The 24549-nt window shown below is 70.3% G+C and carries 24 protein-coding genes; 12 read left to right on the top strand and 12 right to left on the bottom strand.

Translation table 11 applies throughout. The features are described from left to right. The first annotated feature begins 127 nt into the window (after positions 1–127). Positions 128–1579, top strand: coding sequence for an NCS2 family permease (locus ACSGDB_RS14995; RefSeq protein WP_434995712.1), 1452 nt, complete (start codon positions 128–130; stop codon positions 1577–1579). 130 nt (positions 1580–1709) lie between these two features. Here the strand turns inward: ACSGDB_RS14995 and ACSGDB_RS14990 are convergent, their stop codons facing one another. Both ACSGDB_RS14990 and ACSGDB_RS14985 read right to left on the bottom strand, forming a co-directional pair. Then, positions 1710–2495, bottom strand: a complete 786-nt coding sequence (locus tag ACSGDB_RS14990) for a 3-hydroxybutyrate dehydrogenase (protein ID WP_434995711.1) — start codon at positions 2493–2495, stop codon at positions 1710–1712. Continuing rightward, positions 2492–3886, bottom strand: coding sequence for an MFS transporter (locus tag ACSGDB_RS14985; protein WP_434995710.1), 1395 nt, complete (start codon positions 3884–3886; stop codon positions 2492–2494). Before ACSGDB_RS14985 ends, ACSGDB_RS14990 begins: the two co-directional genes overlap by 4 nt. 130 nt (positions 3887–4016) lie before the next feature. Here ACSGDB_RS14985 and ACSGDB_RS14980 point away from each other — a divergent pair, with 130 nt between their 5' ends. Then, positions 4017–4907 carry a LysR family transcriptional regulator gene (locus ACSGDB_RS14980; protein WP_434995709.1) on the top strand — a complete coding sequence of 297 codons (891 nt, stop codon included), beginning with the start codon at positions 4017–4019 and terminating at the stop codon, positions 4905–4907. Positions 4908–5042: 135 nt separating this feature from the next. On the opposite strand, the gene ACSGDB_RS14975 is transcribed toward ACSGDB_RS14980, so the two are convergent. The 5 genes from ACSGDB_RS14975 to ACSGDB_RS14955 form a co-directional block, all read right to left on the bottom strand. After that, on the bottom strand, positions 5043–5855 hold the full coding sequence (locus tag ACSGDB_RS14975; protein ID WP_434995708.1) for a spermidine synthase: 813 nt from the start codon (positions 5853–5855) through the stop codon (positions 5043–5045). Beyond that, positions 5852–6403 carry a GNAT family N-acetyltransferase gene (locus ACSGDB_RS14970; RefSeq protein ID WP_434995707.1) on the bottom strand — a complete coding sequence of 184 codons (552 nt, stop codon included), beginning with the start codon at positions 6401–6403 and terminating at the stop codon, positions 5852–5854. The genes ACSGDB_RS14975 and ACSGDB_RS14970 overlap by 4 nt, the downstream gene beginning before the upstream one ends. Positions 6404–6454: 51 nt before the next feature. Continuing rightward, entirely contained in the window at positions 6455–6796 is a 342-nt protein-coding gene (locus ACSGDB_RS14965; RefSeq protein ID WP_434995706.1) for a thiamine-binding protein, read from the bottom strand. A gap of 31 nt (positions 6797–6827) precedes the next feature. Beyond that, positions 6828–8105 (bottom strand): Nramp family divalent metal transporter, encoded by a 1278-nt coding sequence (locus ACSGDB_RS14960; RefSeq protein ID WP_434995705.1) that lies wholly within the window; start codon positions 8103–8105, stop codon positions 6828–6830. A gap of 69 nt (positions 8106–8174) precedes the next feature. Beyond that, complete coding sequence (locus tag ACSGDB_RS14955; protein ID WP_434995704.1) at positions 8175–9416, bottom strand: cation:proton antiporter domain-containing protein; 1242 nt, start codon at positions 9414–9416, stop codon at positions 8175–8177. A gap of 100 nt (positions 9417–9516) precedes the next feature. On the opposite strand from ACSGDB_RS14955, the gene ACSGDB_RS14950 reads away from it, so the two are divergent. The 5 genes from ACSGDB_RS14950 (at position 9517) to ACSGDB_RS14930 (ending at position 14477) form a co-directional block, all read left to right on the top strand. Beyond that, a complete protein-coding gene (locus tag ACSGDB_RS14950; protein WP_434995702.1) occupies positions 9517–10392 on the top strand; it encodes a potassium channel family protein in 876 nt (291 codons plus the stop codon). Positions 10393–10600: 208 nt separating this feature from the next. Next, the gene (locus ACSGDB_RS14945; protein WP_434995701.1) at positions 10601–10912 is read left to right on the top strand and encodes a hypothetical protein; all 312 of its coding nucleotides are present in this window, start codon (positions 10601–10603) and stop codon (positions 10910–10912) included. Positions 10913–11085: 173 nt separating this feature from the next. Next, positions 11086–12309 (top strand): MFS transporter, encoded by a 1224-nt coding sequence (locus ACSGDB_RS14940; protein WP_434995699.1) that lies wholly within the window; start codon positions 11086–11088, stop codon positions 12307–12309. A gap of 91 nt (positions 12310–12400) precedes the next feature. Further along, positions 12401–13444, top strand: a complete 1044-nt coding sequence (locus ACSGDB_RS14935; RefSeq protein ID WP_434995697.1) for a zinc-dependent alcohol dehydrogenase family protein — start codon at positions 12401–12403, stop codon at positions 13442–13444. A gap of 49 nt (positions 13445–13493) precedes the next feature. After that, on the top strand, positions 13494–14477 hold the full coding sequence (locus ACSGDB_RS14930; protein WP_434995695.1) for an acyl-CoA thioesterase: 984 nt from the start codon (positions 13494–13496) through the stop codon (positions 14475–14477). Positions 14478–14487: 10 nt separating this feature from the next. On the opposite strand, the gene ACSGDB_RS14925 is transcribed toward ACSGDB_RS14930, so the two are convergent. The 5 genes from ACSGDB_RS14925 to ACSGDB_RS14905 all read right to left on the bottom strand — a co-directional run bounded on the left by ACSGDB_RS14925 (position 14488) and on the right by ACSGDB_RS14905 (position 21033). Next, positions 14488–16005, bottom strand: coding sequence for a hypothetical protein (locus tag ACSGDB_RS14925; RefSeq protein WP_434995694.1), 1518 nt, complete (start codon positions 16003–16005; stop codon positions 14488–14490). Between the two features lie 51 nt (positions 16006–16056). After that, positions 16057–17130: a putative glycoside hydrolase gene (locus ACSGDB_RS14920; protein WP_434995693.1), complete on the bottom strand. Its 1074-nt coding sequence runs from the start codon at positions 17128–17130 to the stop codon at positions 16057–16059. Beyond that, a complete protein-coding gene (gene pelF, locus ACSGDB_RS14915; protein WP_434995692.1) occupies positions 17127–18821 on the bottom strand; it encodes a GT4 family glycosyltransferase PelF in 1695 nt (564 codons plus the stop codon). The genes ACSGDB_RS14920 and pelF overlap by 4 nt, the downstream gene beginning before the upstream one ends. Positions 18822–18879: 58 nt before the next feature. Continuing rightward, on the bottom strand, positions 18880–20340 hold the full coding sequence (locus ACSGDB_RS14910; RefSeq protein ID WP_434995690.1) for a hypothetical protein: 1461 nt from the start codon (positions 20338–20340) through the stop codon (positions 18880–18882). A 378-nt stretch (positions 20341–20718) separates the two neighbouring features. After that, positions 20719–21033: an MmcQ/YjbR family DNA-binding protein gene (locus tag ACSGDB_RS14905; protein WP_434995689.1), complete on the bottom strand. Its 315-nt coding sequence runs from the start codon at positions 21031–21033 to the stop codon at positions 20719–20721. Positions 21034–21235: 202 nt separating this feature from the next. On the opposite strand from ACSGDB_RS14905, the gene ACSGDB_RS14900 reads away from it, so the two are divergent. The 5 genes from ACSGDB_RS14900 (at position 21236) to ACSGDB_RS14880 (ending at position 24407) form a co-directional block, all read left to right on the top strand. Beyond that, entirely contained in the window at positions 21236–22000 is a 765-nt protein-coding gene (locus ACSGDB_RS14900; RefSeq protein WP_434995688.1) for a hypothetical protein, read from the top strand. Positions 22001–22069: 69 nt separating this feature from the next. Further along, on the top strand, positions 22070–22708 hold the full coding sequence (locus ACSGDB_RS14895) for a nucleoside/nucleotide kinase family protein (protein ID WP_434995687.1): 639 nt from the start codon (positions 22070–22072) through the stop codon (positions 22706–22708). A gap of 120 nt (positions 22709–22828) precedes the next feature. Further along, positions 22829–23281, top strand: coding sequence for a redox-sensitive transcriptional activator SoxR (soxR, locus tag ACSGDB_RS14890; protein ID WP_434995686.1), 453 nt, complete (start codon positions 22829–22831; stop codon positions 23279–23281). A 34-nt stretch (positions 23282–23315) separates the two neighbouring features. Beyond that, positions 23316–23837, top strand: coding sequence for a flavin reductase family protein (locus ACSGDB_RS14885; RefSeq protein ID WP_434995685.1), 522 nt, complete (start codon positions 23316–23318; stop codon positions 23835–23837). A gap of 111 nt (positions 23838–23948) precedes the next feature. Continuing rightward, complete coding sequence (locus ACSGDB_RS14880; protein ID WP_434995684.1) at positions 23949–24407, top strand: GtrA family protein; 459 nt, start codon at positions 23949–23951, stop codon at positions 24405–24407. Positions 24408–24549: the final 142 nt, after the last annotated feature.

Genomic DNA, 24549 nt, shown 5'->3' with positions numbered 1-24549 from the left:
CCACCCTACGGCGCGTCCCTGATGAAGTGCTGGGTCACCGCGCTGGCCGGCGTCCGTCACGATCAGGACCCGGACGGACCGCCGGGATAGGATTTCCTCGACCCACCCCTTCCCCCTAGGACCTCCCATGCTCAAAACCGGTTCCGTGCTGGATCGCTACTTCCACATCACCCAACGGGGGTCGACCGCCTCCCGTGAGATCCGGGGAGGGCTCGCCACCTTCTTCGCCATGAGCTACATCGTGGTGCTCAACCCGCTCATCCTCGCCGGCGCCGACTCCTCGGGCGCCGAGCTCGGCTTCGAGCGCGTGGCCGCGGTGACCGCGCTCGTGGCCGGCATCCTGACCATCGTCATGGGCGCCTGGGCCAAGTACCCCTTCGCCCTCGCCACGGGGCTCGGCGTCAATGCGTTCGTGGCCATCACCGTCGCGACGAACCCCGGCCTCACCTGGCCGGACATCATGGGCCTGGTCATGCTCGCGGGCCTCACCATGCTGGTGCTCGTCCTGACCGGGTTCCGGACGGCCGTCTTCAACGCCGTCCCCGGGAGCCTGAAGACCGCGATCGTGGTGGGTATCGGCCTGTTCATCGCGCTGATCGGCCTGGTCAACGCGGGCTTCGTGCGCCGCATCCCCGACGTCGCCAACACCACCGTGCCCGTGGGCCTGGGCTTCGGCGGCGTCCTCATCGGGTGGCCCACCCTGGTCTTCGTCTTCGGCCTGATCCTGACGATCGCCCTCGTGGTCCGCCGGGTGCGCGGGGCCATCCTCATCGGCGTGCTCGCCGCGACGGCGCTCGCCGTCGTCCTCGAAGCCGTCTTCGACGTCGGCGCCAGCGTCACGCCGGGCGAGGAACCGAACCCCGCCGGCTGGTCGCTCGTGGTCCCCGAACTCCCGTCCGGCTCGTGGGTCGGCATCCCCGACCTCAGCCTCGTCGGCAACGTGAGCCTCTTCGGTGCCTTCGGACACCTCGGCGGGACCGCCGCCGTGCTGCTGACCTTCACCATCCTCCTGAGTATCTTCTTCGACGCCATGGGCACGATGGTGGGCCTCGCGAACGAGGCGAAGCTGGTCGACGCCAAGGGCGACATCCCCGGCGTCAACCGCGTGCTCATCGTCGACGCCCTCGGAGCGGTGGCCGGCGGCGCCGGATCCGTGTCGTCCAACCAGATCTACGTCGAGTCCGGTGCGGGCATCGGCGAGGGGGCCCGGACGGGACTCGCGAACGTCGTGACGGGCCTGCTGTTCCTCCTGGCGATGTTCTTCACCCCGCTCATCAGCCTGGTGCCGTTCGAGGCCGTGGCCCCGGCGCTCGTGGTGGTGGGCTTCATGATGGTGGCGCAGGTGGGGCGCATCGACTTCGACGACTGGGGAATCGCCATCCCGGCCTTCCTCACCTTCACCCTGATGCCGTTCACCTATTCGATCGCGAACGGCCTCGGCGCCGGCTTCATCGCCTTCGTCCTGATCCGCGCCATCCAGGGGCGCGGCCGCGAGGTGCACCCGCTGATGTGGGCCGTGGCCGCGGCGTTCGTGGTGTTCTTCGGCATCGGCCCGATCGAGGAGATCCTCGGCGTCTGACCGGCAGCCGCGGCGCCGATCGTCGCGCCCGGCTCCGCCCGGTGGGCATGTGTCCACCCGGCGGGGCTGTTCCTCGGCGGGGCTGACGACGGCGGGCGGGGGGGGCCGCCCGTCCTCCCTGCGGCGGGCGTCAGCGGGCTGACCAGCCGCCGTCCATGACGTAGGAGGACCCGGTGACCATGCCGGCGTCGTCGCCCGCCAGCCATGCGACGAGCGAGGCGACCTCCTCGGGTTCCACGAGCCGCTTGACGGCGGCCTCGGTGAGCATGACCTGCCCGAGGACCTCCTCCTCGCTGATGCCGTGCACGCGTGCCTGGTCCGCCAGCTGGTGCTCCACCAGCGGCGTGCGGACGTAGCCGGGATTGACGCAGTTGCTCGTGACGCCGCGGGCGCCGCCCTCGAGCGCCGTGACCTTCGACAGACCCTCCAGGCCGTGCTTGGCCGCGACGTAGGCGGCCTTGAACGGCGACGCCCGCAGCCCGTGGACGGACGAGACGTTGACGATCCGGCCGAAGCCCCGCGCGTACATCCCCGGGAGCGAGGCGCGGATGAGGAGGAAGGGCACCTCCACCATCAGCCGCTGGATGCGGCGGAAGTCCTCGGGATCGAACTCCTCGAGGGGGCTGACGGTCTGGATCCCCGCGTTGTTCACGAGGATGTCCGTCTCGAGCGTCAGCGTCTCCAGGGACCGCGTGTCGAGGAGGTCCACCGCCCACGCCTCGCCGCCGAGATCGGCGGCCAGGGCTCCGGCGCCGGCCTCGTCGCGGTCCGCGACCACCACGTGCGCGCCGCGTCCTGCGAGGGCGCGGGCGCAGGCGGCCCCGATGCCGCTCGCACCGCCGGTGACCAGGGCCCGCCGGCCGGACAGGGAGCCCTGGACGACGGCGGTCACCGGCCGGGACGCCGTCGTGCTCACGGCGTGACCTGCCCTGCGACCGGCTCGTCCAGGCCGTGGCGACGCGCGTCCTCGGCGTCGACCTCCCGGAGCGAGGTCCCGCGGGTCTCCTTCAGGGTCAGCACCGCGACCAGCGTGATGCCGCAGGCGATCACCAGGTAGACGGCCACGGGGACCCAGCTGTCGTATTCCTGCAGGAGGGCCGTCGCGATGATCGGCGCGAGGGATCCCGCGAGGATCGACGTCACCTGGTAGCCGAGGGAGACGCCGGAGTAGCGCATCCGGGTGGGGAACATCTCCGACATGATGGCCGGCTGGCCCGCGTACATGAGGGCGTGGAACACCAGGCCGATGGTCACCGCCAGGATGATCAGGAAGGGGTTCAGCGTGTCGAACATGGGGAACGCGAAGAACGCCCAGGTGGCGCCGAGGACCACCCCGGCGAGATAGACCGGCTTGCGGCCGAAGGCGTCCGAGAGCCTGCCCACCTGCGGGATGACGGCGAAGTGGACCACGTGCGCGATCAGGAGGGCCAGGAGCAGCTGCGAGGTGTCGTACTGGTGCACCGTCTTGAGGTACACGATCGTGAAGCTGACGATGATGTAGTAGAGGATGTTCTCGGCGAACCGGAGGCCCATGGCCCCGAGGACTCCCCTGGGGTACCGCTTGACCACTTCGAGGACACCGTAGCTGACCGCCTTCTCGGACTCGATCTTCTCGCGGGCCTCGAGGAAGATCGGCGCCTCGCTGACATGGGTCCGGATGTAGTAGCCGATCACCACGATGATCGCGGAGGCCCAGAAGGCCACCCGCCAGCCCCAGCTGAGGAACTCGTCCTGCGGCAGGATCCAGCTCATGCCGAGCAGGACGAGGGTCGCGAGGAGGTTGCCCACGGGAACGGCCGCCTGCGGCCAGCTCGACCAGAACCCGCGGGACCGGTTGGGGCTGTGCTCGGCGACGAGGAGCACCGCGCCGCCCCATTCCCCGCCGACGGCGAAGCCCTGGATGAAGCGCAGGACCACCAGCAGGGCCGGGGCCCAGTAGCCGATGGTGTTGAACCCGGGGAGGCAGCCCATGAGGAAGGTGGCCACGCCCACGAGGATGATCGTGACCTGGAGCGTGTGCTTGCGTCCGAGCTTGTCGCCGATCTGCCCGAAGACGATTCCGCCGAGCGGGCGGGCCACGAAGCCGACGGCATACGTGAGGAAGGCCGCGATGATGCCGTCCAGTTCGGAGCCGGCGTTGGGGAAGAAGAACGTGCCGAAGACCAGGCTCGCCGCCGTCGCGTACAGGAAGAACTCGTACCACTCCACGACGGTGCCGACCATGGCGGCGCCGACGATCCGTTTCAGCCCCGACGCCTCGTCGGGCTTCTCGGTCCGGGGCGGGTTCGCGCGCTGATTGACGCTCATGGGTTCTCCTCTGTCGACGCTGACATGGTGTCGGCCCGCTGCGGGCCCGGCTGGTTCTTCTCGAGTATCCCTGCGGCTTTCCGGCCCGCCAATGACCAGATCGGCACCGTCGCTCTGCAATACTGCAGATATGTCGGGGCCCAACGCGCAGGATCTCGTGGTGCTGCTCGCCGTGGCCCAGAGCGGGCGCTTCACCACGGCCGGCGAGTCGCTGGGGCTGAACCACACCACGGTGTCGCGGCGGATCGCGGCCCTGGAGAAGGCGCTCGGCGGGCGCGTCCTCTCCCGCGGCAGCGGCGGATGGGAGCTGACCGACCTGGGCCGGCGTGCGGCGGACGCCGCAGCGGCGGTCGCGGAGGCGGTCGCCCGGCTGGGTGACGACGACGGCGCGCTCTCGGGCGTGGTGCGGATGAGCGCCACGGACGGGTTCAGTGCGTTCGTCGCCGCTCCCGCCTTCGCCCGGCTCCGGGCCGCGAACCCCCTGCTGCGCATCGAGATCGTCACGGCCACGCGCCGGGCGTCGCAGACCCGGACGGGCCTGGACTTCGAGGTGGTGGTCGGCGAACCGCAGGTGCACCGCGCGGAGGCGGAGCGGCTGGGCACCTACGTCCTCGGGCTGTACGCCTCCAGGGAGTACCTCGACGTCCACGGCGCACCGGCCACGCTCGAGGAGGCCACGGCGCACCGGCTGGTGTACTTCATCGACGCGATGCTGCAGGTGGACAGCCTCGACGCACCCCGGCGGCTGCTGCCCGCCATGCGCGACGCCCTGAGTTCGACGAACGTCTTCGTCCACGTCGAAGCCACCCGGGCGGGCGCCGGGATCGGCCTGCTGCCCTGCTTCATGGCCGACCGGCACCCGGACCTCGTCCGGCTGCTTCCGGACGACGTCGCGGAGCGGCTCGACTACTGGCTCGTGGTGCGGGCGGACGCGCTGCGGCAGCCGGCGATCGCCGCCGTCGTCGACGCCCTCCGACGGTCGACGGCGGCCATGGAGGCGCAGCTCCTCGGGCGCGCCTGACGGCCGCCTCCCATCCCCCGGGCGCGGGACGTGGGAATGTTCGAACACTCCCACGTCTTGCGCCCGTCACGTGGGATGGGCGCAAGACGTCGGGCCCGGGGCCCGGGGCGAGGTGCCGGCACTGACGCTCCGCGCTCAGTCCGTGAGGACCTGCGCGTTCGCGGCGAACGTCCGGACGCGGGCGTCCTGCCACAGGTGCGCGGGGACGCCGCCACCGAGCAGGTCCCGGGCCAGGCCGGGGTCCTCTGCCAGCGGGGCGTCGCTGCCGGCGATGATCACGTTGCCGTAGCGCCGGCCCTTGAGCATGGCGGGGTCGGCGATGACCGCGGTGTGCCGGAACTCCGCGGCGATCGTCGCGGCCTCACGTCGGGCCATGGCGAGGTTCGGGCTGTCGCCGCAGTTGACGAGGTAGACACCGTCGGCCGCGAGGACGCGCTTGGCCGCGCGGGTGAACTCCGCCGTCGTCAGGGGTGCGGGTGTGGCCGACCCGGCGAAGACGTCCCGGATCACGAGGTCGCGGCTGCCCTCGCTGAGGGCTTCCGTGACGGCACGGGCCTCCCCGACCCGGATGCGGACGAGGGGTGCGCGCGGCAGGTCGAACCAGGTCCGGACGAGTTCCGCGAGCCGGCCGTCCAGTTCGACCACGACCTGGCGGGCCTGGGGGTGGCTCGCGGCGAAGCGGCGGGCGAGCGAGCACGCCCCTCCCCCGAGGTGCAGCACCCGCAGCCGCTCCGACGGCGCCCACCGGGAATCGACGAGCGAGGCGATCCAGTGCATGTACTCGAAATCCAGGTGCAGCGGATCGTCCAGGTCGATGTGGGAGCTGGGCACGCCGTTGACGCGCAGCACCCAGCCGTTGGGGCTGTACGGGTCGGGCTCGAGCTCGCACGTGCCGGTGTCGATCGGGAACTCGCCGATCGCGGGGCGGGGCCCTGCCGATTTCGTCATGGTCGAAGGCCGGACGCGTGGTCGGGGCGGTGCATGCGGAACATCGGCCGGTGGTGCCAGGTGGGCCCGCAGAGCATGGACGTGCCGTCGGGCGCGAAGCCGTTGCGGACGTAGAAGCGCTCGGCCCGCGGATTGCCGTCGAGGATCCACAGGTACGCGGCCCGGGCGCCGATGACGGTGTCCAGCAGGCGCTGCCCGAGTCCGGAGCCGTGCGTGGACCGCAGCGTGTAGATGTGGTGCAGCTCGAAGTCCGGGCGGTCCTCGTCCCGGCCCGGGCCGGAGGTCGCGACGGCGACCGGTCCGCCGTCGTCGTCGAACGCCAGCCAGCTCCGCGCCCCGCCGGGGGTCCGTGCCGCCTCCTCGAACGCTGCCCGACGGCGCCCGATCAGGGTAGGCAGCTCCGCGTCGTAGTGCGCGTGGTACTCCGGGGGCATGATGTGCTCGTACGTCTCGTGCAGGCCGGCGACGTGGGTGCGGACGTACGCCTCGGCGTCGTCGGGGGTGGCGGGCCGGATCACGTAGGGCAGCGTCGGCAGGGGCTGTGTCACCGTGCCAGCCTAGTGGCCCGGGGCACCGGACGACGCCGCGGGCCGGCGGGTCTAGGAGTGGCCTTCGAACTGCTCCTGTTCGGCCAGTGCCGCCTCGAGCCGCTCCACCTTCCCGGTCATTTCCCCCGTGCGGCCGGGCCGGATGTCCGCCTTCAGCACCAGGGACACACGGCTCCCGTAACGGCCCACGGCCTCGGTGGCGTGCTTGATCACGGCCATCACCTCGTCCCACTCCCCCTCGATGGTGGTGAACATCGCGTCGGTGGAGTTCGGCAGACCCGATTCACGGACGACGGCGACCGCGGCGGCGACGGCGTCGTGCACCGACCCGTCGGCGGTCTCGCGGGAGAGGTCGGAGGTTCCGGACGGGGCGACGCTGAAGGCTACGAGCATTCCCCCAGTCTGGCACGCGGTGGTCGTGCGGTCAGCCCCCGGCGATGGCGCCGACCAGCTCGTTCAGGCCGAGGACGAGGAACACGATGGTGGTGACGGCCAGGAACACGTTGGACAGCCACTTGTTCCGCCACTGACCGGGCAGGCGCGTGCTGTTCAGCAGGACCAGCAGGGTGATGGCGAGGAAGGGCATGAAGAGCGAGCCGAGGACCCCGTACACGAGGATCAGGAAGAACGGACGGCCGAGCAGCAGCAGGAGCATCGGCGGGATGGTCAGCCAGAGCATGTACGCGCGGGCGGGCTTGCTGTGCGAGCCGGGGGCGTCGTCGTCGGAGAGGTCGTCCGCCTTCTTGCGGAAGTTCGCCCAGAAGTCGGCGAACATCAGGCTCACGCCGTGCCACACGCCGAGGAGCGAGGAGAACGACGACGCCCAGAAGCCGATGAGGAAGACCTTCGCCCAGACCACCCCGTAGCGGTCCTCGAGCACCGCACCCATGTCGAGGAGGCCGCGGTCGCCGCTCTGCAGCGAGATGTTCGCGGTGTAGAGGAGTTCGGCGCCGAGGATGAGCATGCAGACGACGAAGACGCCGGTCATGGTGTAGGCGACCGAGTTGTCCACCCGCATGACCTTCATCCATTTGGGTTTGTTCCAGCCCTTCTCCCGGAGCCAGTACCCGTAGGCGGCGAGCGTGATGGTGCCACCGACACCACCCGCAAGGCCGAGCACGTAGAACACCGACCCACCGGGGAGGGTGGGGACGAGACCTGTGAGCATGGCGGGGACGTTCGGGACGGCGAGAATGGCCGAGCCGACGACGGAGACGAACATGATGCCGACCATCACGGTCATGATCTTCTCGAAGAGGCCGTACCTGCCGAACCAGACGAGCACCAACCCGGCGAGGCCGGACGCCACGGCGAAGACGTTGAGCGGGACGGCCGGGAAGAGCGCCTGGAGGGGCAGGGCAGTGGAGCTCATCGCCGTCGCTCCGTACACGAAGCCCCAGATGATGATGTACGGACCGAAGTACCAGCTGGTCCACGCGCCGAGAGTGCGCCAGCCCTGGAAGATGGTCTTCCCCGTGGCGAGGTACCAGCGGCCCACGCCCTCGACGAGGATGATCTTGAGCGCACAGCCGATCACGGCGGCCCAGAGGAGGGCGTAGCCGTACTGGCTGCCGGCGATCAGCGTGGCAACGAGGTCGCCCGCGCCGACGCCTGTGGCCGCCGCCAGGAGGCCGGGGCCCACGAGTCTCCATCTCGGTTTCTCGAGTTCGTCGGCGTCCGTGACCAGGCGTTCGGCGCTCATGCTGCTCCCTCGAAGTCGTGATCGTCCCGGTTGAGCCTAGCAAGCGTGCTGACGATCGACTGCGCGCGGTCACGCGGCGCGGGATGCCTCCCGGCGGCCGAGCCACGTGCTGAGTGGAGCCGTGGACACGCCGTGGACCAGGACCGACAGCGTGATAGCCAGGGTCGTGTAGACGAAGATCCGATGATCGCCGGTCAGCCGCTCGGCGAGGGTGGCGTAGAACAGCGCGGAGACGCCGATCGGCCCGAACCAGCCGAGGAAGACGGTCTCGGGGACGTCGTGCACCCGGCGTAGGAGCGGACGCAGGAGCGCGAGGGCGACGGCCCGGCGCAGGAGGACGGCCGCGAGGAGGACGACGGGCACGCCCCAGCCGAGAGCGGCCCAGTCCCTGAACGGCAGGGCGATACCGAGCAGGATGAAGATGGGCAGCAGGAAGAATCTGTTCACGGTGTCCTCGACCTTGTCCTCCTCGTCCTCGTCCTGCTGCGGGATGACCTGCCCGAACACGGCCGCGGCGACGAAGACGGCCAGGATGGCGTCGGTCCCGAGCAGCTTCCCCGTGCCGAGGACCAGGAGGGCGAACGGAAAAAGGAAGCCGAGGTAGGAGCTTTCCTCCATCAGGCTGTGACGCCGGGCGAGCGAGAACACTTTGCCCAGCACGAAGCCGATGACCGCTCCGAACATCGCCGCACCGAGGACCTCCTGGAGGAGCACTCGCGTCAGCAGGTCCCGCGTTGCCGTTTCCGGCGACGTGATCAGCAGGACCGGGAGCAAAACGAAGAGGTAACCCAGTCCGTCATTGAGACCGCTCTCCGACGAGATGTCGTACCGCACACCCTCGGGCACCTTCGCCTTCGCCAGGGAACCCGTGACGATCGGCGTCGCGACCACCGGATCCGTCGGGGTGATGATCGCCCCGACCGTCAGGGCGATCAGGAAGGGGACGCCCAGCAGTGCCCACAGGACACCCGCTGCCACGGCGAACATCAGGGGCATCCCGAGGACGATGACCGTTACGACCCAGCGGCGGTTCCGGCGCCAGTAGCCGTGCGGCAGGCGGAGGGCGACGCCGGCGAGGCCGACGGCCAGCGTGAGACGCGCGGTCTGCTCCAGGAGATCACCCGGAGGAACCCCGAAATCCTCGATGCGGATGAGTCCGGAGACTGCGGGGCCGAGGAGGACACCGAATCCGAGCGCCAGGACGGGCCCCGGCAGGCTGATGCGCTCGAAGAACGAGGAGAGGAGGGACAGGACGAGGACGCCACCGGCGAACAGGGCGAGGACCAGGTTGATGTCGATGTCCAGGACCACCTTCCGAGTGCCTGCCGGTGCTGGGAGCGCGTCCCACAGTAGCCTGTGTAGTGGCGGCGGGCGGAGGACGGATGCGCCCGATTCGAGGACGGAGGCGAACATGGACGCAGTCGTGACGAGTGCCGGGATCGCGCTGATCATCATGGGACTCCTGGACACCTACCAGTCCCTGCTCCACCCGAGCGGCACCGGCTTCCTGAGCCGGTGGGTCATGCGCTCGCTGTGGGCGGTGTCGCGACGCTCCCGTCACCGCCTCGGCTCCGCCGTGGGACCGGCGATCATGGTCGCCGTGCTTGTTCTGTGGCTCGTGATGCAGGTGATCGGGTGGGCGCTGGTCTACCTGCCGCACGTCCCCGACGGCTTCACCTACTCGCCCGGGGTCGACTCGGCCCAGTATGCGGATCTCTACGAAGCGGCCTACATCTCGAGCGTGACGCTCGCGACCCTCGGGTTCGGCGACGTGGTGGCCACCGACCCGTGGATCCGCTTTGCCAGCCCCTTCGAGGGGCTGGCCGGCTTCGCCCTCCTCACCGCCGCGCTCACCTGGTTCACGCAGATCTACCCGCCGCTGTCCCGGCGGCGTTCGCTCGCGCTCGAACTCAAAGGCCTCGGTGACGTGCGGTACCCGGCCATGCTGGACCGCCTCGATCCACGGGATGTCACACGCGTACTCGACACCCTGACGGCGCAGCTGGTGGTCGCCCGCATCGACTTCACACAGCACGCCGAGACGTACTACTTCCAGGAGGAGGACCCGCGGTTGTCCCTCGCACGTCAGGTGCGGGTCGCCGTCGGCATCCAGCAGGCAGCCGCTGCCTGCGCATCCCGCGACGTCCAGCTCGGCGCCGCCCGCCTGGGACACGCCCTCGCCGAACTCGGCGCCAAGCTGTGCGACGAGTTCGTCACCCCTGGCGAGGATGGGGACGCCTTCGCCGCCTACGCCACCGATCACGGACGGGACATGGCCGGACGCTGATGGCAGACCCGGGGCTACGGCCTCGATCCGGCGGAACGTTCCCCCGGGTCGGGGCGCCCGCCGCGGCGGCCCACCCGCCCGGCCCATCCCACCCGCCGCCGCTGCGGGCCCGCGCGATCACTAAGCCCCCTGCTTGTTGCCACCTACCGCCGACGCTTAAAATTCGGACCGTCGCCGTGCGATCCACAGCCGGCAGATTGGAATGCCCATGAAGAGCAGGATCTCCCCCGACGAGCCGTTCCCCGAGGACCTCGGCCGGTTGAAGGACCAGGACGTCGAAGTCCTCAACAGCAAGGTCCACCGGGAGGTCGACCACGAGTTCGCGACGGAGGGCGAGATCCACCCCGAGACGGCGGCCCGCAAGGACGAGGTCAGGGACGAACTCGACGACCGGGACGCCGGCCCCGGCCTCACGCTGGTCCCCCCGCACGACGGGGAGCAGGTCGACGACGACGACGGAGACGACGACGCGGAGCAGGGCGACGACGTCGAGGCCGACCGCGCCGGGGGCGAGCGCTAGGCGGAGCTGCCGCACGCCGGCCTGATGCGACCGGGGCGGGCGCGGGAATGCCCCGCACGGCGCCGGCGTTGCCGCAGGAGTCGCGCCACTGACGCGCCGACCTCTGTACGCCTCTCGGTCTTCAACGGTGCAACCGGGGCGATGACTGCCGACACTCCACGATTGGTACCCCCTTGTCTGTTTCCTCCGCTCAGGCGACCTCCACCCCACCGTTCCCCTACCTCGGGCTGCTGTCCCTCGCCGGAGCGATCTTCGTCTCGGTCACGAGCGAATTCCTGCCCACCGGCCTCCTGCCCGCCATGGCACGGGACCTCGGCGTCGGGATCTCGACCGCCGGCTACCTCGTGACCATCTTCGCGGGGACCGTCGTCGTCGCCACCACACCCCTGGCCGCCCTGACGCAGCGGTTCTCCCGCAAGTCCCTGATCGTCGTCGTCCTCCTGGTGATCGCAGCCTCCAACGTGCTCGCGGCCATCGCCCCGACCTACGGCGTGCTCGTGGCCGCGCGCATCCTCGGTGGCCTAGCGCACGGGTTGTTCTGGGCGGTCGTCGCCGCCTACTCCGCCCACCTCGTCCCGGCGCACCAGCTGGGCAAGGCGGTCGCCATCACCGCGGGGGGCGGGACGGCGGCGTTCGTCCTCGGCGTCCCCGTGGGCACCGCGATCGGCAACGCCCTCGGCTGGCGTGCGGCGTTCGCCACCATCGGCGTCGTCGTCGCCCTGCTCGCCCTCGTGATCGTGAAATTCCTGCCGCCCGTCAACCACCACGTGGAGCGGACGGCGGGAGAGGAGCGCGTGCCGCTGCGCCGCGACCCGAGCTTCCGCGCGGTCATCCTGCTGTGCGCGGTGATCCTGATCCTGCTGACCGGCCAGAACACGTTCTACACGTACATCGCGGCGTGGCTGACCGACGTCTCGGCCTTCGCGTCCGGGTCCGTCGCCCTCGTCCTGTTCCTGTACGGCGGAGCGGGCATCATCGGCCTCGTCGGCGCCGGCTACGCCGCGGACCGTTTCCCGCGGAAGGCCTTCGCCGGCGTCGTCGTGCTGGTCATGGCCGCCGTCCTGACCCTCGCCCTCGCGACCTCCAACACCGTGGTGGTGCTCATCGGGGTCATCGTGTGGGGCGCCGCGTTCGGCGGCATCCCCGCGCTGCTGCAGACCCGCATGCTCCGCACCGCCTCCTTCCGCACGCGTGACCTCGCGGCCGCCCTGCAGACGACGGCGTTCAACATCGGCATCGGCGGCGGCGCGCTCCTCGGCGGGCTCCTGCTCGACGGCATCGGCCTCGACGTCCTCCCGTTCACGATGATCGCGATCGTCGCCGCGGGCCTCCTCCTGAGCCTCGCGACCGACACCGTCACCGGCCGCCGGGAACGGCACCGGCTCCGCGCGGCCTGACCCCGCCGGCCGGCCACGACGGCAGCCCACGCACCGCCGGGACCGGCGCCGGCTGCGCACGGGAGGCATCACCGCGGGGCAGAATGGTGCGATGCGTGCCGTCTGCTTCGATGAGTTCTCCGCCCGTCCCGTCCTCCGGGACGTGCCCGCCCCCGTGCCGTCGCCGCGCGGCGTCGTCGTCCGCGTCGAGGCCACCGGCCTGTGCCGCAGCGACGTGCACGGCTGGCTGGGGCACGACGACGGCATCAGCCTCCCGCACGTGCCGGGTCACGAACTCGTGGGCACCATCGAGGCCGTGGGCGACGACGTCCGGCGCTTCTCCGTCGGCGAGCGCGTCACCACGCCGTTCGTCTGCGCCTGCGGCCGCTGCCCCGAATGCCTCTCCGGCAACGGCCAGGTGTGCCGCAACCAGACGCAGCCGGGCTTCACGCACTGGGGTTCCTTCGCGGACCTCGTGGCCCTGCACGACGCCGACACCAACCTCGTCGCCGTCCCCGACTCCCTCGACGCCGGAGCGGCCGCCCTGCTCGGATGCCGGTTCGCGACGTCGTACCGCGGCCTCGTGCACCAGGCGCGCCTGGCCGCCGGCGAGACCCTCCTCGTGGTCGGCTGTGGAGGCGTGGGGCTCAGCGCCGTTCTGATCGGCGTGGCGCTGGGCGCGCGCGTCATCGGCGTCGACATCGACGAGGACGCCCTGGCCCGCGCCGCCCGTTTCGGCGCGGTGGCCACCGTCCACTCGGCAGGCCTCTCCCGGTCCGCCGTGCTCGACGCCGTGAGGGACGCCGCGCCGGAGGGCATCGCCGTGTCCGTCGACGCGCTCGGCCGCGAGGAGACCGCGGCCATCGGCATCCTGTCCCTGCGGCCCAGGGGCCGCCACGTGCAGATCGGCCTGTTCCCTGCGGACCCGGTGATCCCGATGGGCGCCGTTATCGGGAAGGAACTCGCCGTCCTCGGCAGCCACGGCATGCCCGCCCACGACTATCCCGGCCTGCTGGACCTCGTGGCCGCCGGCAGGCTCCGCCCGCAGGACCTCATCGAACGCAGGATTCCCCTCGACGCCGTCCCCGACGCCCTGGTCGCGATGGCCGATGACACGTCCGCGGGCAGGGTGACCGTCGTCGACCTCGGCGCGTAACGCGCCGGCCGCGCTACCGGGGGCACTCCGCGCATGGGGATACTGGGGCATGGACTCCCTGCCGCGCCCCGCCGATCCGCCGTCGAACTCCGTCACCCTCCGCTTCCTCGCCTCCCCCACGGACCTCGGGCACAGCGGCTCGGTGGATGCCGGCACCGTGCTCGAGTGGGTGGACAAGGCCGCCTACGCCGCCGCCGTCGGCTGGGCGAAGACCTACTGCGTGACCGCCTACGTGGGGAACATCCACTTCGCGGACCCCGTGGCGGTCGGCGACCTCGTGGAGGTCGAGGCCACGATCGTCCATACCGGCACCTCCTCCATGCACATCCGCACGCGGGTCTCCTCCGGATCCGTGACCGGCGACGACGGCGGGAAGCGCAGCGAGTGCCTCGTCATCTTCGTGGCGGTGAGCCCGGACGGCAGGCCCGTCCCGGTGCCGCCCTTCGAACCCCGGACGGACGCCGAACGGGTGGAGAGCGAGCACGCGGTCGCGCGCATCAAGGTCCGCAAGGAGATCGTCGAAGAGATGCGCCGTCAGGAATACACCGACGGCAGCACGGCGGAACGGACGGTCCTGCGGTTCCTCGCCGCGCCCACCGACGTCAACTGGGGCGGGAAGGTGCACGGCGGCACGGTGATGGACTGGATCGACGAGGCCGCCTACGTCTGCTCCACCCGGTACTGCGGACTGGACACCGTCGCCGTGTTCTCCGGCGGCGTCCGGTTCCTGAAGCCCCTACACATCGGCGACGTCGTCGAGGTGGAGGCGCGCCTCGTCTACACGGGCACCAAGGGCATGCACATCGCCGTCCATGTCCGCTCCGGGAGTCCGAAGTCCCGCGACATGGAGCTGACTACCACGTGCCTCACGGTCATGGTGGCGCGCGACGACGAGGGGACGGCGGTCCCGGTGCCGCGCTGGGTCCCGGTGTCCGAGGAGGACCGGCGGCTCCACGAGCACGCCCGGAACCTGCTGATGATCCGCAGCCGCGCCCCGGGCAGCGTCCTGCCGACGCACCTGCAGCCGGGCTGAGCGGACCCCGTCAGCGGATGGTCGCGGACCGCGCCGGGACGCTGAGGGTCTTGCCGTAGGCGCTCACGGATCGCGCGACGGTCGTGGTGTTGACGGCCACCACGCTGCCGTTGGAGAGCCTCACCACGCTGACGCCCGAGTACTTGAGCGGCGCCGCCGTCGCGTAGGCACCGGACGTCACCGCCTTCGTGAGGGCTGTGACCTGGGAGTCGAGCGCATTGACCGAGGGCGCCGTGACCGCCTCGAAGTTTGCGTCGTCGTCCCAGGCGTTGTCCTGGCAGGTGGGTTCCGCCTGCGAGACGGTGGCAGTCATCTGGCGGGCCGTCGCGGTCCGCGCCTGCAGCAGGTGCCCGAGGGTCATGCGGTGGTCGAGGGTGCGGCGGGTCTTCGCCGCCGCGACGACCGACGAGCGGTTGGCAGACCCGTCACGCAGGCACGGTGCGGAACTCCCGATGTCACCGCCCTGGCGGTAGGCGGACGCGGGCAGTTCGCGCAGTGGGACCGAGTAGTCGTGCTCCACCACGGGCATGCCCGCCGTGGTGATCGCCTGGTAGGCGGCGCTCGCCTGCTGCAGGTCGATGACCGGCAGGGGCCGTCCGGTCCCGGTCGCGACCACGTGTTCCCGGAGGGCGAAGTCGACGGAGCGCGTGGACGCGAGTGCCTTGGCGAGGGTCACCTGGTTGCGCCAGGCCGGGTAGACCCCGAGGTTGACGGCGACGGGGATGTCGCGGCCCATGGAGCGGGTGAGCGTTGCGTCGAATCGCTGGACGGCCGCGATCAGCGCCCGGCCGTAGGCGTCGTCGTCGGCCCAGGGGCCCCACTGTCCGACGTCGACCATGTCCTGTCCGTGAGAGGGGGACATCGACGCGTCGTCGAGGAAGATGCCGTCGAAGCGGGCGGGAGGCGCGTTCGTGGTCCCCCGCTGGGAGTCGGTGTTGAGCATGGTCCGGGCCGTCGCCGCGCAGGCGTCCGCGTAGGCCGGGGAGAGATCGGCCACCGTCAGGTAGGGGAAGCCCGGGTAGCCGGCCAGGCCGTCGTCGGTGCGCGCAACCCTGGGGTTGGAGGTGGTCACCCCGAACTTCCTGCCGGCGGCGGTGGCGGTATCGGCGCAGGAGTTCTGGAAGACACCGTTCCAGGTCTCGAAGTCCCTCATCGCGCCGATGTTCAGGTACGCGAGGAAAGTGGTGCCAGGGTTGGCCACCTTCATGTCCGAGAGCGTGCAGTCCCCGGGCGCGTCGGTGGTGGCCATCATCGGGTCGACGATCGCCACGGACACCTTTCCCGTCAGGGCCGCGCCCGGGCAGAGCAGCTGACCCTGTCGGTAGCCCTGGAGGTAGGCGGGCAGTTGCTGGCCGGTGCTCGAGGTCAGGTTGCCGGCATGCGCGGGAGTCCCGGGGATCGCGAGCGAGCAGACGGCGAAGGCGACAGCGAGTGCTGCGGAGATGAACGTTGCCCCAGCGGCATTCGGTTTCATGTCCACATGGTCGTCCATGGCGGTGGAGTCGACCACCCCCGGGACCCGGATCATGGAGAATCCTGCGGAGAACCTGACGTTCGGTGGGCGGGACGTCGGCCGGTGTCAGGCGGCGCGTCGGAGGAGGATGCCGCGCCGGGGCGGCAGGACCACCACCGACGGGGCCGGCACCCCGGCGGCGTCCACGAGCCCCGCAGGGACCTCGAGGCGGCCCGTGGCGTCCGCGTCGAAGTTGACGGCCGCGAAGCCGTCCTCGAACTCACGCCACCAGAGGTGGTCCATCCCCGTCACCTCCGTGCGCGGTCGTCCGAGCTGCCAGTCGAGTTCGGGAACATGCTGTGTGCGGCTGTAGTCGTCGTGCCCTGTCGCCGCGTACGCCCCCCTCCCCGCCCCGAAGATCCAGAACGCCGACAGCCCGTACATGAGGTTCGGATGACCGTCGTCGCCGTCGGTGGGGACGCGGAGGATCGAGAGTCCCGGCCCGCCGGCCTGCGGCAGCTGGGCCTCGGCGGTCACAGGATCGAACAGCTGCTGTGCGCCGTAACCGAGCCAGACCTCCTCGAAGCCTCCACCATAGGCGGCGTGCGCCTGCCATCGGCCCGGCTCACGGCGGGACTCGGCGATGTTCGGTACCAGGATCTTGCCTGCCCCGTTCAGCGCCGTGCCGGCCGCCTGCACCAGGTCCCCGAGGGCGGAACGGAGATCCTGCATCTCCGTCGCTCCGTCGATGGGCAGGCGGAGACCGTAGTAGTCGTCGAAGACATCGTTGTCCGCCATGACGCCGTCGAAGGGGGAATCCCGCAGTTCGTCGACCACGTTCTCCACCCACCGGCGTTGGTACGCAGGATCCCACACCCGCATCTGCCAGTGTCCCGGATAACGTTCCCATTCGATCCGGGTGCCGTCGAGCCTCCGGGCGAACCACGCGCCCTCGTCCACGGATTCCGCTTCCGCGAAGGAGACGCCGGAGGTGTAGACGGGACCGGGCTCGTAGCTGCGCGTCGAGGACAGGCACTTGTAGCAGAGCACGGTCATGTCCGGACGCCGGCGCTTGAGCTCTGCGGCGGCGTCCACCTCCCACGGCTGGAGAATCGCTGCCCGGTAGTGCTCGGCGGCGAACTCGAGCTGCCCCGGCAGCAGCGGCCCGCCGTACCGGATCCAGGCCCCGACCCCGGTCATAAAGCCGTCCGCTCGAGGGCCTCGAGGTCCGCTGTGGAAAGACCCCGGAGGTCGGTGATATCTCCGACGGTGCGGTAGATCTCGTTGTAGGAGGACATGATCTCGTGCATCTGGAAGAACTCCTGAACCCGGGTCCTGGCGTTGACCGCGTAGTCGGCGTAGCGCTTCTTGTCGCCGATCACCGCCCGCACGCTGTCCGCCATTTGCTGGACGTCTCCGGCGACCACGAGTTCACCGCAGGCACCGACGGTCCGGCCGTCCCGGGTGTGCAGCTCATCTCCGATCAGCTGCCGCATGCCTCCGACATCGGTGCCCACGGTAGGGATGCCTGCAGCCATCGCTTCGAGGACGACGATGGGCTGGCCCTCGTTGTAGCTCGGCAGGACGAGGAGATCGAACTGGTCGAGCATGTCCCTGACGTTGACCGTGCCGTGGATCGTCACGTGATCGTGCAGCCCCAGGCTCTCGATCTTGGCCAGGCACGCCTCGTAGTACTCGGGTACGTGCTCGGTGGGGCCGAGGACGTCGAGATGGAGGTTCGGAAATCCGTGGCGACGCAGGAGGTCCATGCTGGACAGGAGGTCGAGCAGCCCCTTGATGGGCACGATGCGCGCGATGTAGACCAGCTTCCACGTATGATCGTCGCCGCGCTCCTCAAGGACCTTCTGCGCTGTCAGCCGCGCACGGTACTTGTCCTCGAATTCCTCGATGACCATGGCGTTGGGCACCACGACGGCCTTGTCGATATCGGTGCCGAGGCGCGCCGCCTCGGTGATCGCCGTCGGGTACAGGTAGGTGATGAGGGCGGCGCTCGGGTAGCAGAAGTGCCCCATCTCAGTCCACCAGGCCATCCACGCGCGCTGCTCCGGCGTGACGTCGAATGTGCGGTAGTCCTCGGAGGTGATGGACAGCGCCATGTTGCGGTCCAGCAGTGTGTTGATGGTGTCGCGGACGTAGAGGTTGTGCTCGGTCAGCAGGAACGAGGTCTCATGGTCGCGGGCGGCCGCGGCGCCGAGCAGCGACGCATACCCCGTGGTGTGTGCGTGGTAGACACGCGCCTTCGGCATGGTCTCCCCGAGGATCGCGTAGGCCAGCGAGAAGAAGTTCCGCAGCAGCCAGAAAGAGTCCGCGAGGGACAGGTCGAGCTGGGGCATCCTCACGGCGAGGGCCTCCATGAATTCCCTCGTCCCGAGCAGTGCCCAGAGCGGGTAGCTCCGCGTGCGCTCGTTGAGCCCCTCGTCGATAAGCTGCCACAGCGGCTCCACCTCGCGCCGTTCCGCCAGCGCATAGAGCGCGTCGAAGAGGCGGTCCACGAGGGCGGCGCGTTCCGCCGGGGTCATGCCGAGATCCCGGGAGGTCGCCGCCATGTAGTCGTGCCGGTGCTCCTGCAGGCTCAGGAATACCGGCCGCACCCAGACCACGTTGTCCGGCATGCCGTAGAGATCGTCCTGGGGAGAATCGGCATCCCAGGTGATGTGGATGATGCCGTACGTGAGGTCGGGGTTGTGCGTGACGATGTCGTGCACCACGGCGGAGACACCGCCCTTGAGGTAGGGGTAGGTGGACTCCATGACGATCGCCACGTCCACGTCCTCGTAGTGCCGCTGCCGTGCGGCCTGTGCCGCGGGAACGACGGCGCCGGACATCTCGAGTGCCGCGCGGCGGGTCTTCGGGGTCTTGAACACGTACATGGGTCTTCCTTCTGCGATCAGAGATGATGGGTCGAGCGGGGCCGGTCCGGCAGCGGTGCTACCAGGACGTGGCGTGGCGCCAGAAAAGGGTGTATTCGGGCTGGCTCCAGTGACGCTTGTAGAGCACCCAGGCCACGGCGACGAGGGCCAGATCGGCGACGACGAGTGCGCCGTAGGCGAGTGCCGCCCCGGCGGCACTCTGCGTCGCGGTGATCACCACGAAGGCCACCACGCAGAGCGCCAGGTGGACGCCGCCCAGCACCTGCGGCAGGACCTTCTCCCCGATGTAGTCCAGTTCGTAGCTGAGGAGCGTGAGGATCATGAACGTCCAGGACGCGATGCCTACCGAGACGGCGAGGAGCACGTTGACGGGCTGGAGTCCCTCGAGAAGCAGGGAGATCACGAGCGTGAGCACCATGCCGACGGCACCCGTGCTGAGGATGGCGCGGTCCACGGTGCGGCTGAGCCGGCCGGAGCGCGCGGCGAGGACTGTGAGCGGTGCCTCGGAGATGGAGCGATGCAGGTCGGTGACCGCCTCGTCCACTCTCGGGGCGAGGTTCACGAAGTAGTAGTTGTAGGCGATCACCGCGGGCAGCATCGCGAGGAACACGATCACCACCTGGAAGTCCCCGTCGGTGACGAGGAACAGGACGAACTTGTCGGCCCACAGCACCGCGCCGAGGAGGAGCCCCCGCGCCAGGTCCGCCGAGAAGTCGCGCGATGCCAGCCTCGTGAGGCTCATGGCGGCGAGGCCTCGTCCCATCGGCACGATCTGCGTGAGGGCGCCGAGCAGTGGCGGCAGCCACCACACGGTCGGGGCTGCGAGTAGGGCGACGGCGTAGGCCCCCCACGCAGCAGCCCACAGTCCGCGGCGGCTTCCCACATTGGCGAGGATCAGGGACTGCACAAACACGAGGTGGAGGGCGCAGAGGGCCGCATAGGTGGCGAGGGCCGCAAAGGACCAGCGCGTGGCGAGCCAGAGCGGCAGGGCGAACACCACGACGAGCGGCAGCGCCTGAACGAACATCGCGGGCCAGGTGGTGCAGAAGCGGCGGGTGATGGCTGCCATGTCCCTTTCCGCCATGAGGTCTCCGATAGCACGGTACGCCGGGAGGCAGGCGGCCTGCGCGAGCCACGGGACAGTGATCGAGGACGCCAGGACCACGAGTGTGAGCTGCACTCCCCCCACGTTCACCGCGGCCATGGCCGGGCTGACGAGCGGGTACACGAGATTGAGCAGGATCACCGGTGAGAGGTAGAGCAGGAGTCCTGCGCCGGGCCGCGTGCCGCCGTCGATCTTGACGCGACTACCACCGGGGCCCGGCCCGCCGGGTCGGGCGAGCATGAGCAGCGCCGCCATGACGAGTACCACGCCGGCGGCCAGCAGGGCGTACGACCAGCCCTCGGGCAGCAGCGTGTCGGCGAGCGGCACGAGGGCTGTCAGGACGAGGGCGACGGCGATGACCACCGTGCGGCGCCGGGCATGAGGGTCCTGGAGGAGGGACTGCAGCGAAGTCATGATTACCCCTGGGCCGCTCGCCACCGCGCAGCGCGGACGGGCGACCTCGTGTGAGACGTGGATGAGACGGAGCGGTGCCCGCTGGGCAGGAATCCGGGAGTCGTCCCACACGAAAGGTGATGGGGGCGTCCTCGCCAGCTCTGCCAGCGAGCGCCTGTCACAAAAGTAACGGGATAGCATCATGCGCAACACGAGTAGTGCCTACGTGTAACCCCCCGAACATCGCGCCGTTCCATCAAAGTAGTTACCCAAGGGATTCAGGGTTCTACTTGCTCCGGAGGTCAGAACTACTCATCGCCCGCGTGCTGACGCGGCTCGGGAGTGAACGGGAAGATCGGGCGCGTGATCAAGCACACGCCTTCTGTGCAGCCGCGCACCTCAGCGCCGTGCGGGCGCGCTGTTGGCGATCCGGTAGGACTCGTCGACGAGTTCGGTCAGCTCCTGGAGATCGATGCGGGCGAGACGCACGAGCACCAGCGACTCGTACTGCTCATGGTGCGGATGGATGAAGAAGGCACCCGGCTGGGAGGCGAGCAACGCCTCGCGCTCCTCCGTCTTGATCGTCAGGACTGTGTCATCCCACATGCGGGCGAAGAGTGTCCGTGCGAACCATGCGGGTCGGCTCCAGCTCAGCCGCTCCGAGGTCCCGGGCAGGGCGAGGCAGACGGACCGCACATCGTCTTCGCTGACCATGGACCAACCTTGGCACCGGCCGCACGGCCGGTCCAGTGTTTCCGCGGACCGGTCCCCTCGATCCGGGACACCGCCCCGTCACGATGCGCACACGGATCGGCAACGATCCCGGCGGCCGGATAACGATTCGGGCGTCGGTGCGATCAGGCATTCCGGGCAGCACCATCATGGAGCGACCAACCCGCGCTACGAAGGAGTAACCATGGGTCGCCCAGGCACCGCCCTGCTCTCATCCGGGGCCCTGCGCCTCGCTCTCTTCCTCTCCTCGTGCGCCCCGCCCGAGGCCGGCGCGGACACCGACACCGCCGGAGGGACGCAGGACCTCGTGTCGGAGCCCGGCTCCTCGCCGTCCGCAACCCCGGAACCCGCGAATCCGCCGTCCGCAACCCCGCCGTCCGACGACGGAGACGGCGCAGAGTGGGCCACCTACACGACGCCGGATGGGACACTGTCCTTCGACCACCCCGGGGACTGGACCGTGACCGCCTCCGCCCCGGCACCGGCGCAGGGAGAGGCCGTCACCGTCGAGGACGGCATCGGCCGGCAGCTCGCGTCCCTCCGGACGGAGCTCGTCACAGGGGCCGAGTGTCCGGCGAAGGTGCCGTACGCGCTGCTGGACTCCGAACCACTGCCCGCGCTGGCACAGCCCTCGGGCATCCCGATGTTCGTCTTCGAAGGCCGCACGGACCCCTCCGTACCCGATCCGGTGACCGCGTCGACGCTCGCCTACGGCATCACCTCCGCGCCCCTTCCCGACGGACCCACCGCCTGCCCCATCGCCCACTTCTTCACGTGGCCGCCCTCGGGGGCTGCCTTCGGCGGCATCTACGACCCGTACGAGATCTACCCCGGCAAACCGATGCACATCGACACACCGCAGGCCTACATGGAGACGGAGGAGTACCAGCGGATCCGGACGATGCTCACGTCCCTGCGCCCTGCCGGCCGGCCACCCGGCCAGCGGTAGCTCCGCACGGCAGAATGGACACGGGGACGGCGCCGGACGGGGGCCGGCGCAGGAGGAGGGTCCACGAGGATGACGAGTGTCCGTACCATCGAGGACCTCAGGGCCTTCCTGCCCGATCCCGTTCCCGGCAGGAGGACCCTGCTCGGGATCACGGGACCGCCGGGTGCGGGGAAGTCGACCGTCGCCGCGGCCGTCGCCGGGATCGACCCCGAACATCACGCCCTGATCCCCATGGACGGGTTCCACCTGGCGGACCAGGCCCTGGCCGCCCTGGGGCTGTCGGACCGCAAGGGTGCGCCCGAGACCTTCGACGCCCACGGTTATGCGGCGCTGCTCGCACGGCTGGCGGACGGTCCCGACCACACCGTCTACGCGCCCGCGTTCGAGCGCCGGCTGGAGCAGCCCCTCGCCAACGCCCTGCCGGTGGCGCCAACGGCGTCCGTGCTCGTCACCGAGGGCAACTACCTGCTCCTCGACGCGCCGGGGTGGCGGGAGGCCCGGGCCCTTCTCGATGAGGTGTGGTTCGTCGACGTCGAGCCCGGGCTACGTCGGCGGCGCCTCGTCGCACGGCACGTCCGCTTCGGGAAGACCCCGGCGGCGGCTGAGGACTGGGTCCGCCGGGTGGACGAACCCAACACGGCGCTCGTGGCCGCCACCCGGGACAGGGCGGACCGCGTCCTCGACCTGTCCCGGTGGCGCCTCGGCTGACCCGCCGGGCGCCCCGGTCGGCCGGAAACCGCCCCCGCGCCGGGCTCCGCGTCGGACCCGGTGGCGTCGCGGCTACGCTGGCACGACGGCGCCCGTCACCGCCGCAGGAAGGATGCCCGCGTGAGCACTGACCAGGACCTCTCCGTCGGCCAGCTCGCCGCGCGCAGCGGCATGAGCGTCTCCGCGCTGCACTTCTACGAACGCCGGGGCCTCATCAGCAGCCGCCGCACCGCGGGCAACCAGCGCCGGTACGACCGCTCGGTCCTCCGCCGGGTCGCCGTCATCGGTGCGGCCCAGCGCGCGGGCATCCCGCTCGCCACCGTGGCCGGCGCCTTCGCCGAGCTGCCGTCCGACGGCGTCCCGGACCAGGCGGACTGGCAGCGGCTGTCCGCGGCGTGGCAACAGGAGATCGACAAGCGCATCGCCCAGCTCGAGCACCTGCGGGACCGTCTGGACGGCTGCATCGGGTGCGGGTGCCTGTCCCTGGCCGCGTGCAGTTTCGTCAACCCCGACGACGCCGCCGCGGCCCGGGGGGTCCGGTCCACCCTCCTGGATCCCGAACCCCCGATTTGACCTCAACCATTGTTGAGGTTCTAGCGTTGGCGGCATGACGACATCCACCCGCCACGCGATCCCCACGGCCGAGCTCTTCAAGGACGCGTTCCGCGCGCACCCGGCCGGCATCGCCGTCATCACGGCCCAGGGGGTGGACGGGCCGGTCGGCCTGACGGCGTCGTCCGTGTCCTCCGTCTCCGCCGAGCCACCCGTGCTCGCCTTCTCGGTCTCGACGGCATCGTCGTCGGCGGCGGCCCTCATCGCGGCGGATACCCTGGTGGTCCACCTGCTCAGCGCGGACCAGGTCGGCATCGCGCAGCTCTTCTCGACGCGCGGCGCCGACCGCTTCGGCGGGGCGGTGGGCTGGCGACCTCTCCCCTCGGGGGAGCCCCTCCTGACGGAGGCACCATGGGCGCTGCGGTGCCGCATCCTGCACCGGCTGCCCGTCGGCGGGTCGATGATCCTCGCTGCGGAGGTAGTGGCGATCGAGGGCGACGGCGGCGCGGGCGGAGCGCCGCTGATCTATCACAACCGCTCCTACCACCGCCTGGATAACCACTCGCTGCTGCACTGAGGTCCAGGACGGCCCGGCCGGCACCGGACGCGCGCCGGCCGCGGCGAGTCCCTGAAGGGCGCCGCGACCGGGAGCCTAGACTGAACCGTCATCGACAGAGGGGACCTGTTCATGCCTGAGGCCTGGAAGCGGCTGGGCTCTTTCACCGCCGTCGGGGCGGTGGCGTTCGTCGTCGACATCTCGGTGTTCAACATCCTCGCTTCGGGGCTGGGCGCGGGCCCCATCTCGTCGAAGGTGTGCTCCGTCGCCGTGGCGACCGGTGTGTCCTGGTGGGGCAGCAGGCACTTCACGTTCCGCGACATCGGGGGCAGGGCGAAGCGTCAGGAAGCACTCCTCTTCGGGCTGACCAATGTGCTGGGACTCGGGATCGCGACGGCCTGCCTCTTCGTCTCGCACTACGTCCTGGGCTTCAGGGGACCGCTCGCGGACAACATCTCCGGGAATGTCGTCGGTGTGCTCCTCGGCAACGTGTTCCGCTACCTCGCGTACCGCTTCGTGGTGTTCCAGCCCTCACGCCGTGCGCCCGCCGACCGGCCCGACGCCCCGGTTCCGGCGGCCGGCCGGGAGTGAGTCCGACGCCACCTGTCCAGCGCAACATTCCGGTGGGCATGTCATCACCCGGCGCGTAGCATTGATGGGGTAGTCAGCCAGCTTGCAAAGCTGATGGGCCGTCCCGCCACCATGCTTCACAGTCATTCGAGAGTCCTCCCGC

The organism is Arthrobacter sp. Ld5 (assembly GCF_051172775.1).
GTDB lineage: Bacteria > Actinomycetota > Actinomycetes > Actinomycetales > Micrococcaceae > Arthrobacter_D.
The sequence above is the reverse complement of the archived record's forward strand: the minus strand, read 5'-3'. Positions and strand labels throughout refer to the sequence as shown.